The sequence below is a fragment of the Streptomyces sp. NPDC003691 genome (genome assembly GCF_053981115.1).
In genome coordinates, this window is record NZ_JBSFNQ010000162.1 from 1 (window position 1) to 8,893 (window position 8,893).

Below are 8,893 nucleotides of genomic sequence, written 5' to 3' on the forward strand. Positions count from 1 at the left end.
GTCCACAACGATCTTCTCGGAGCGGGCCACCGTGGCCGTGGCCTGCTCCTTCTCCAGTGTCCGCACGATTCCCCGGCGGGCGGGGGACGGGCCGGGGCCCGGGGCCCGGGGCAGGCCGGGACGGCGGCCCGGGGCAGGGAACGGGCCGGGACCGGGACCCGGAGACCCGTCCGGAGACCCGTCCGGAGGCGTACCGTCCGCCGAACGTCGTCCGGATCCTCACCCCCGGCCCCACCCCCGCCCGGACCCACAAGGACCTCTTCACCGACGGCGCCCTCGTCCTCGTCGACCAGTTCGAGGAGGTCTTCACCCTCTGCGACGACCCCGCCGAACGCGCCGCCTTCACCGCGCTGATGCTCGGCGGCGGCGCCCGGGTCGTCATCGCCGTACGCGCCGATTTCTACGGGCGCTGCGCCGAACAGCCCGCTCTGGTCCGGGCGCTGCGGAACACCGTGCTGCTGGTGGGTCCGATGGGACGGGAGCAGATACGGCAGGCCGTGATCGGCCCGGCCGGGGCCGGGAACCTGATCGTCGAACGCGCCCTGACCGCCCGGGTGGTGGCCGATGCCGCCGACGAGCCCGGCGGGCTCCCGCTGATGTCGCACGCCCTGCGCGAAGTCTGGCGGCGGCGCCGCGGCCGGACGCTGACGGTCGCCGCTTACGAGGCCGTCGGCGGGATCCAGGGCGCGATCGCGCACACCGCCGAGGACGTCTTCGGCGCCTTCACCGACGAGGAGGCGGCCACCGCCCGCGCCCTGCTGCTGCGGCTGGTCGCCCCCGGCGAGGGCACGGAGGACACCCGCCGGCCCGCCGCCACCGCCGAGGTGGCCTCCGGACCGTACGGCCGGGTCCTGGAGCGGCTGGTACGGGCCCGGCTGCTCACGGTCGACGATACGGCGGTCAACCTCGCCCACGAGGCCCTGATCACCGCCTGGCCGCGGCTGCGGGCGTGGGTCGACGAGGACCGGGACGTACTGAAGCTGCACCGGCGGCTCGCCGAGTCGGCGCGGGTCTGGGAGCAGTTGGGCCGGGACGCGGGGGCGCTGCTGCGGGGCAGCCAGCTGGACGCGGCGCGGGAGGCGTTCACGGCGGAGGGCCCGCCGGGCGCGGCGGCCCGGACACCCGCCGCGGCTCGCGGGGAAACTCCGGTCCCGGCGGCCCCCGGGGCTCACAGAGCCACCGGGCCTCGCGGAGCCCCCGGGCCTCACAGAGCCCCCGGCCACGGCCGCCCCGGGCCGGGCTCCGCGGCCGGACCGGCGGCCGAACAGGTGGCCGAACAGGTGGCCGAACAGGTGGCCGGACCCACGACCGGACCCGCGACAGGACCGGCGACCGGACCCGCAGGGGCACGGCCCCCGTCCCGGCTCCACCTCACCCCCGCCGAACGCGCCTTCCTCGACGCCTCCGCCGCCGCGCGGGACCGGGAGGTCCGGGCCGCCGTCCGGGCCGCGCGGCTCCAGCGGGGTCTGCTGCTGACGCTCTCCGTACTGCTCTGTCTCGCCTCCGTCGCCGGGGTGATCGCCTGGCGGGAGAGCCGGGCCGGGGAGCGGCGGGCCACCGAGGCCGAGGCCCGGCTGACCGCGGCCGTCGCCGACGCCCGCCGGGCGACCGACCCCAGGACCGCGATGCGCCTCAGTGTGGCCGCGTGGCGGCTCGCCGAGACCCCCGAGACCCGTGAGGCGCTGTTCGCCGCGGCCGCGCAGCCGTACACCGACGTCTATACGGCCGCGCTGCCCGAGTACCTCGTCGAGACCAACGACCTGTGGAACCGGCTGAGCGACGACGGCCGCACCATGACCTCCGTCGGCCGGTACACCGTCGCCCGCTGGGACGTGCCCGGCCGGTTCGAACTGCCCCCGCTGCCCGGGATGGGCCCGTACGCCGCACGCATCCTCGCCGTCAGCCCGGACACCACCCGGGTCGCGTACACCGCCGAGGACGGCATCAGGGTCTGGGACGTGCTCGCCGGACGGCCGACGGGCATCCGGTACGGGCCGGACCGGCCCCGCCGGGCATCGGACTTCGACTACGCCTGGTTCGGTCCCGGCGGCCGGACCCTGGCCACCCACCGGAACGGCGAACCGGTCCACCTCTACGACGCCCGGACCGGCCGCCGGCTGCTGTCCACCCGACCCGAGCCGCACGAGATCCGGCATCTCCTGGTGGCCCCGGACACCGGTCTGGTCACCTTCTGCCCCAACCAGGGCCCGTTGCAGGTCTGGGACGTCCGGACCGGCCGCGAACTGCCCTCCGCGGCGGCCTGGCGGACGGAGTTCTGCGCCACCCCCGACGACCACTGGTTCCTCCCGGACGGCCGGGCCCTCGCCGTCGGCGGCGAGCATGAGGAGGGCATCCGGATCCGGGACCTCCGCACCGGCCGGGAACGCCCCGGCATCCCCACCGGAGGCCCGGTCTCTCTCGCGTTCGGCTCCGACGGCGGCCATGCCGTCACCATGAGCCCGGAGGAGATCCGGCTCTGGCGGCTGCCGGACGGCGCGGCGCCGGTGAGCGTGCTCCGCGTCGCCACCGCCTACCGGAGTGCGTCGGACCCCCGGCTGAACATGGCGGAGGGCACCATCCGCTACCGGGACGGGCGGCTGCCGAACGCCTCCGTCTGGACCCTCTCCTTCGCCCCGCCCCAGGGCGGGGAGGAGGGTGGCGCGCTCCCCCGGACCGGGGAGACGGGTGGCGCGCTCCCCCGGGCCGGGAGTCCGGCGGGACCCCCCGGCCCCGCCCGCTCGGCGCTCTACGCCCCCGGCGGCCGGACCCTCGCCGTCGAGTACGACGGACTGCGGCGGCTCACCGGGCCACCCGACGGCCGCACCCTCGCCGAACTGCCCGCGCCCCGGCGCACCGAGCCCTGCGGCGACCTGTGCGGCGGAATGGCGTTCAGCCCGGACGGCCGCCACTTCGCCCACCGTTCGTCGGCACGCACGGTCTCCGTGCGGGACCTGCGCTCCGGTACGACCCGGTCGGCGCCGCTGCCGCCCGACTCCAGCGGCACCCTCGGCGTCACCGACGGCGGCCGGACGGTGCTGACGCCGCGCTGGAGCGAGCGGCACAAGTCCCTCGATGTCCTCGACACCGCCCGCGGCCGCTGGTCGACCCTGGCGGACGGCCCGTACTACGGGCTGCTCGCGACCGCGCCGGACGGCCGCCTCCTCACCGCGGGCCGCCAGTTGGCCGACCCCCGCACCGGGCGCTCCGAGCCGGTGGCGCGCGGCGAGGCCGCCCTGGTGGCGGCCGCGTTCAGCCCGGACGGCCGGTTCCTGGCGGTGGGCGACGACTACGGCCGTACGACCCTGTGGGACGGCACCGGACAGGAGCTGATCGCCGTCCTGGTGGACACGGCCCAGGACTTCGCCCGCGGCCCCGACGGGCAGCAGGCCGTGCTCGCCTTCTCCGCCGACGGGCGGCGGCTGGCCCGCGGGGACCCGGACGGCGGGATCCGGGTGTGGGACACCGCCGCCCCCGACACCGCCGGATCACCGCTGCCGGCCGCGGACGGGCCGTTGCTGGCGCTGGCGTTCGCGCCGGACGGGGAGCGGTTGCGGGTCACCACCCCGTACACGGTGGACCGCTCGTACTCCCTGTCGGCGGCGGACGCGGTACGGGCGGTCTGCGCCCGGGCGGGCGGTGGTCCGGAGCCCGCCGAGTGGGCCGCGTATCTGCCGGACGTGCCGTACCGGAAGGTGTGCCCCCAAGGGTGAGCGGCGGGGCCCGCGTACCGCCCCCGTGATGGGACGAAGGGCATCGACGCGGAGGTGTCCCCGATGTCAGCATGTGCCGCATGACGTACATCCCCCAGGGCGCCGGCATACCCGTCCCCGGCGCGTCGTTGCGTGTCCAGTTGGGGTACACACCGACCCGGGCCGTCCCCGGGCTCGAATCCGCCGCCCTGCTGCTGGGCCCGGACGGCCGGGTGCGTACGGACCACGACCTGGTCACCGCGGCGGCGTTCCGGCACCCCTCGGGCGCGGTCCAGCGCCTCGGCCGGATGGACACGCCCGACGGCGCGGCCATGCTGTGGGACGTCCATCTCCCGGCGATGGAACCGGAGATGGAGCGCGTCCTGCTCCTCGTCACCTGTGAGGGCCTGGACGGCGATCCGCTGCTCGCCTCGGCCGCGGGGCTGTACCTCCAGGCGTACGGCATGGACGGCACCGCGGTCGCCCGGTACGACGTGTCGGACACGGGCCGCGAGCGGGTCCTGCTGGTCGGCGAGTTCCACCGGCAGGACGGGGGCTGGAGGTTCCGGGCGGTGGGGCAGGGGTACGGCTCCGGGCTCGCGGGGGTCGTCGAGAGGCACCGGCGGCAGGAGCCGGGGGCGGTCGGGGCGGCCGGTGTCCCGCAGTTCGCGCCCCCGCCGGCCGCCGGGGGCGTACCGGCCTTCGCACCGCCGCCGCAGTTCGCACCGCCGCCACAGCTCCGGCCGCAGGGCGGGGCGCCCGGGGGGATACCGGCGTTCGCGCCGCCGCCCGCCGCCGGGGCGGCACCCGGGGGCGTACCGCAGTTCGCCCCGCCCGCCGCGGCACCCGCGTCCGGCGCTGTGCCGTCCTTCGCGCCCCCGCAGCAGCACCCGCAGGACCCGCAGCACCCGGCTCCGCAGCACCCGTACCAGCATCAGCAGCCGTACCCGGCCGGGGCAGGGGCCGTACCGCCGCCGGGGCCGTACGGGCAGCCGCCGGCCCCCGCCCCGTACGGACAACAGCCCTACGGGCAGCAGTCGTACGGCGGGCAGCCCTCCGCCTACGGGCAGCGCACCGGCCTTCCGCAGCAGCCCGGGGTCACCGGGCAGATGCGGGCGCCCGTGCCGGGGCACTCGTACGCCCCCGGGCACCGCATCGTCGATCCGCAGACGCCCGCGGCGGACGGCCCGCCCCCCTTCCGGCCGCCGCAGCAGTTCCCGCAGGCACCGGGGCACTTCCAGGCTCCGGCCGCCCAGCCGCAGCCGTATCCCGGGCCTGCGTACGCGACGCCCGGGGACCCGTTCGCCCGCTTCCCCGCCTTCACCCCGCAGAGCGTGCACGGCCGGGGCCACGGCTCCCCCGCGCTGCCCGGCCCCATCCCGCCCGGTCCGGTGCTGCTGGAGATGGTCTTCCGGGACCCGGACGCGGACTGGCCGGTGGTCTACCAGCTCAACCGGCGCCGGGAGTCGGCGAATCTGCTGCTGACCGGCGAGTGCGAGGGCCAGCTCGTGGCGCGGGCCCCCGCGGTGGCGCCCGCCGACTATCCGCTGGCCGTCCAGATCACCAGCTCGGCCGACTGGACGGTCACGGCGCTCCCGCTGTCGGCCGCCCGCAGACTCGGCATGGGGGCGCCGGTCCACGGCGACAGCCACGACGTCCTCGCTTACCACGGCCCGGAGGCCCGGCTGGAGGTCGAGTACCGGGGCAATCCGCGCGACCACGAGGCGTCGATGAGCCTGATCGCGGTGGGGGTCGGGGAGACCGATAACATCGATATGGCCGAGGCGGACTTCGACGCCACCGACTTCCTGCTCACCACGGCGGTCGGGCCGTTCCGGCAGACGGTGCATCTGCCGGGCGGCAGCAGGCTGATCCAGGTGGCGGCCAAGGGGCAGTGGACCCTCACCGCGCATCCCCACTGACCACCGCCGACCGCCACTGACCGCAGCTCCGGCCGCCGCCCCGGCCGCCCGGTGGCTCGCGCCGGGGTGCCCCCGTCCGCCGCCGACTGCCCGCGGCGGCCGTACGGGAGTCATACAGCCGTCGTACGGCACCGGCCGCCGCCCGTACGGCCGGTGCTCCGGTCACTCCCCACAGGGCATCCGGCCCCGCCCGCCCCGCGAGCCGTGCCCGCGGGACGGTATGACACGCATCCGCCAGCGCGGCGGTCGGCGTGTCAGTCGGTGAACGCGTCGGCCGCCGACAGTGCCGCGTCCAGCGCCTCCAGGCCCTCCCGGGCCTCCGTCTCGCTGATGTTGCACGGCGGGACCACGTGCGTGCGGTTCATATTGACGAACGGCCAGAGCCCGTTGGCCTTGCAGCCGGCCGCGAAGCCCGCCATCGCCACATTGTCGGCCGGTCCCGGGTTGTACGGCACCAGGGGCTCCCGGGTCTCCTTGTTCCGGACCAGCTCCAGGGCCCAGAAGACGCCCGTACCGCGGACCTCTCCGACGCTGGGGTGGCGTTCGGCGAGTTCGCGCAGGCCGGGGCCGAGAACCTGCTCGCCGATCGCGGCCGCGTGCTCGACGATGCCCTCCTCCTCCATCACCCGGATCGTCGCGACGGCCGCGGCACAGGCCAGCGGGTGGCCGGAGTAGGTGAGCCCGCCGGGGTAGGGGCGCTTGTCGAAGGTGGCGGCGATCTCGGCGGAGATCGCGACGCCGCCCAGCGGGACGTATCCCGAGTTGACGCCCTTCGCGAAGGTCAGCAGGTCGGGAACGACACCGGAGTGCTCGGCCGCGAACCACTTGCCCGTCCGCCCGAAGCCGGTCATCACCTCGTCGAGGACGAAGACGATGCCGTGCCGGTCGCAGATCTCGCGGACGCCCGCGAGATAGCCGGGCGGCGGGACCATGATCCCGGCGGTGCCCGGGATGGTCTCCAGAACGATCGCGGCGACGGTACCCGGCCCCTCGAAGGCGATCGTGTCCTCCAGGTGCTTCAGCGCCCGGGCGCACTCCTCGGCCTGGGTGGTGGCGTGGAACGGCGAGCGGTAGAGGAACGGCGCCCAGAAGTGGACCACCCCGGCGGTGCCGGTGTCGGAGGGCCAGCGGCGCGGGTCGCCGGTGACGTTGATCGCGGTGTGGGTGCCGCCGTGGTACGAGCGGTAGGCGGCGAGGACCTTGGCGCGTCCGGTGTGCAGCCGGGCCATTCGTACCGCGTTCTCGATCGCCTCGGCACCACCGTTGGTGAAGAAGATCTTGTCGAGGTCGCCGGGGGTGCGCTCGGCGATCAGCCGGGCGGCCTCGGAGCGCGGTTCGACGGCGAAGGCGGGGGCGAAGGTGGCGAGCTTCGCGGCCTGCTGCTGGATCGCGGCGACGACCTTGGGGTGCTGGTAGCCGATGTTGGTGTAGACGAGGCCGCTGGTGAAGTCGAGATAGCGGCGGCCGTCGTAGTCCCAGAAGTACGAACCCTCGGCACCGGCGACGGCGAGGGGGTCGATGAGGCCCTGAGCGGACCAGGAGTGGAAGACGTGTGCCCGGTCCGCGGCCTTCACGGCGGCACCGGCGGCCCGGGAGACGGCGAGTACGTCGTCCGGTTCGGCCGGGGCGGGGGCCTGCGCGGTCTCCGGGGTCCCGTCCTGAGCGGCGGCCGGGTCGGGGGCGGCGGTCGGGTCGGCGGCGGTGGTTCGAGGGGTCATGCGCGTCAGCGTAGGCAGCGGCGGCCCCGCACCGGCAGCGGCAGTTTGTCTGCGATGCGCTGCTGAGCTGCGGCGTTGTGTCGCTCCGGCGGTAGCTGCCGGAACAATGATTGACAGCATGCTGTCATGATGACAGCCTTCTGTCATACGAGCAGGGCGTACGGAGGAGCAGAGCGCTATGACCGCCACCGAAAACGTCACCACCGCCACCACCGCCGAAAGCGGCGAGCACACCGACCGCATCGTGCATCTCGCCGTCTACGACACCTGGGCCGACTGGGAGACGGGCCACACCACCGCCTTCCTCGCCCAGCACGGCTGGACCGTGCGGACGGTCGGCCCGGACACCGGCACCGTCACCACCATGGGCGGGCTCCGGATCAGCCCGGATCTGGCCCTCGCCGACCTGTCCCCGGCCGACAGCTCCCTGCTGATCCTGACCGGCGCGGGCGCCTGGGACGCGGGCGACGACCTGGCGCCGTTCGCCGCCAAGGCGAGGGAGTTCCTGGCCGCGGGCGTCCCGGTCGCCGCGATCTGCGGGGCCACCGCCGGACTCGCCCGCGAGGGGCTGCTCGACGACCGGGACCACACCAGCGCGGTCTCCTTCTATCTGGCCGCCACCGGCTACCGGGGCGGCGACCGCTACCGGGACGCCGACGCCGTCACGGACGGCGACCTGATCACGGCCGGTCCGACCGAGCCCGTCGCGTTCGCGCGGGAGGTCTTCGCCCGGCTCGGGGTGTACGAGGGCGAGCGGCTCGACGCCTGGTACCGGCTCTTCCACGACTCGGACCCGTCGGCGTACGCGGTCCTCGAAGGCGAGTCGGCATGAGCCGGCCGGAGAGCCCCGAGGGGCCTGAGGGGTCTGAGGGGCCTGAGGGGAACCCTGCGGAAAGCCCGGAGCAGCAGGAGCGACGGCTGGCGCAGCAGGCGCTGCTCACCCGGACCGCCCTGGGCGTCTTCCGGCTCAACGGCCACTTCATCGCGGTCTCGGAGCGGATCGCGCGGACGGGCGGGCTGACGGCGGCCTCCTGGCAGGTGCTGGGCGCGGTGGCCCGGGTCCCGCAGCCGGTCTCGGCGCTCGCCCGCACGTTGGGCCTGACCCGGCAGAGCGTCCAGCGGACCGCGGACCTCTTGGTGGACCAGGGCCTGGCGGCCTACCGCCCCAACCCGGCGCACCGCCGCGCCAAACTGCTGACCGCCACGGCCGACGGCCGCGCGGCCCTGGGCCGCCTGGGCCCGGGCCACGCGGCCCTCGCCGCCCGGCTGGCCGAGGCCCTGGGCCCGGACGGCTTCGCCGAGACGGCCCGGGTCCTGGAGCGCCTGGCCGAGGTGATGACGGAGGCGGACGCGGCCGGGGCAACCGGGGAGGACACGCCGTAGAACGGGCCGGGGTGCGGGCGCTGCCTTCAGCGCCCGCACCCGGCACCCGCCGCTGAGGGTCCGCGTGGGGACACCGGTAGCACCATGCCCCTAGGAGTTGTCTTCAAATGTCACGCCCACATCAGGAGCGATGCCAGGGTGAGGGCTGCTTGGTAGGACTCGGCGGTCTTCTCGTAGCGGG

At 75.6% G+C, this 8,893-nt stretch carries 5 protein-coding genes; 4 read left to right on the top strand and 1 reads right to left on the bottom strand.

Going from position 1 to position 8,893, the window contains the following annotated elements; all coding sequences use genetic code 11:
* Positions 1–56 precede the first annotated feature (56 nt).
* Positions 57–3,710, top strand: coding sequence for an nSTAND1 domain-containing NTPase (locus tag ACWDR0_RS33880; protein ID WP_456355674.1), 3,654 nt, complete (start codon positions 57–59; stop codon positions 3,708–3,710).
* An 80-nt stretch (positions 3,711–3,790) separates the two neighbouring features.
* Positions 3,791–5,611 carry a TerD family protein gene (locus tag ACWDR0_RS33885; protein ID WP_456355675.1) on the top strand — a complete coding sequence of 607 codons (1,821 nt, stop codon included), beginning with the start codon at positions 3,791–3,793 and terminating at the stop codon, positions 5,609–5,611.
* 254 nt (positions 5,612–5,865) lie between these two features.
* Here ACWDR0_RS33885 and ACWDR0_RS33890 read toward each other — a convergent pair whose 3' ends face one another.
* Positions 5,866–7,329 carry an aminotransferase class III-fold pyridoxal phosphate-dependent enzyme gene (locus tag ACWDR0_RS33890; protein ID WP_456355676.1) on the bottom strand — a complete coding sequence of 488 codons (1,464 nt, stop codon included), beginning with the start codon at positions 7,327–7,329 and terminating at the stop codon, positions 5,866–5,868.
* A gap of 178 nt (positions 7,330–7,507) precedes the next feature.
* On the opposite strand from ACWDR0_RS33890, the gene ACWDR0_RS33895 reads away from it, so the two are divergent.
* Together ACWDR0_RS33895 and ACWDR0_RS33900 are read left to right on the top strand one after the other, a co-directional pair.
* Positions 7,508–8,161 carry a DJ-1/PfpI family protein gene (locus ACWDR0_RS33895; protein ID WP_456355677.1) on the top strand — a complete coding sequence of 218 codons (654 nt, stop codon included), beginning with the start codon at positions 7,508–7,510 and terminating at the stop codon, positions 8,159–8,161.
* Positions 8,158–8,712, top strand: a complete 555-nt coding sequence (locus tag ACWDR0_RS33900) for a MarR family winged helix-turn-helix transcriptional regulator (RefSeq protein ID WP_456355678.1) — start codon at positions 8,158–8,160, stop codon at positions 8,710–8,712. Before ACWDR0_RS33895 ends, ACWDR0_RS33900 begins: the two co-directional genes overlap by 4 nt.
* Positions 8,713–8,893: the final 181 nt, after the last annotated feature.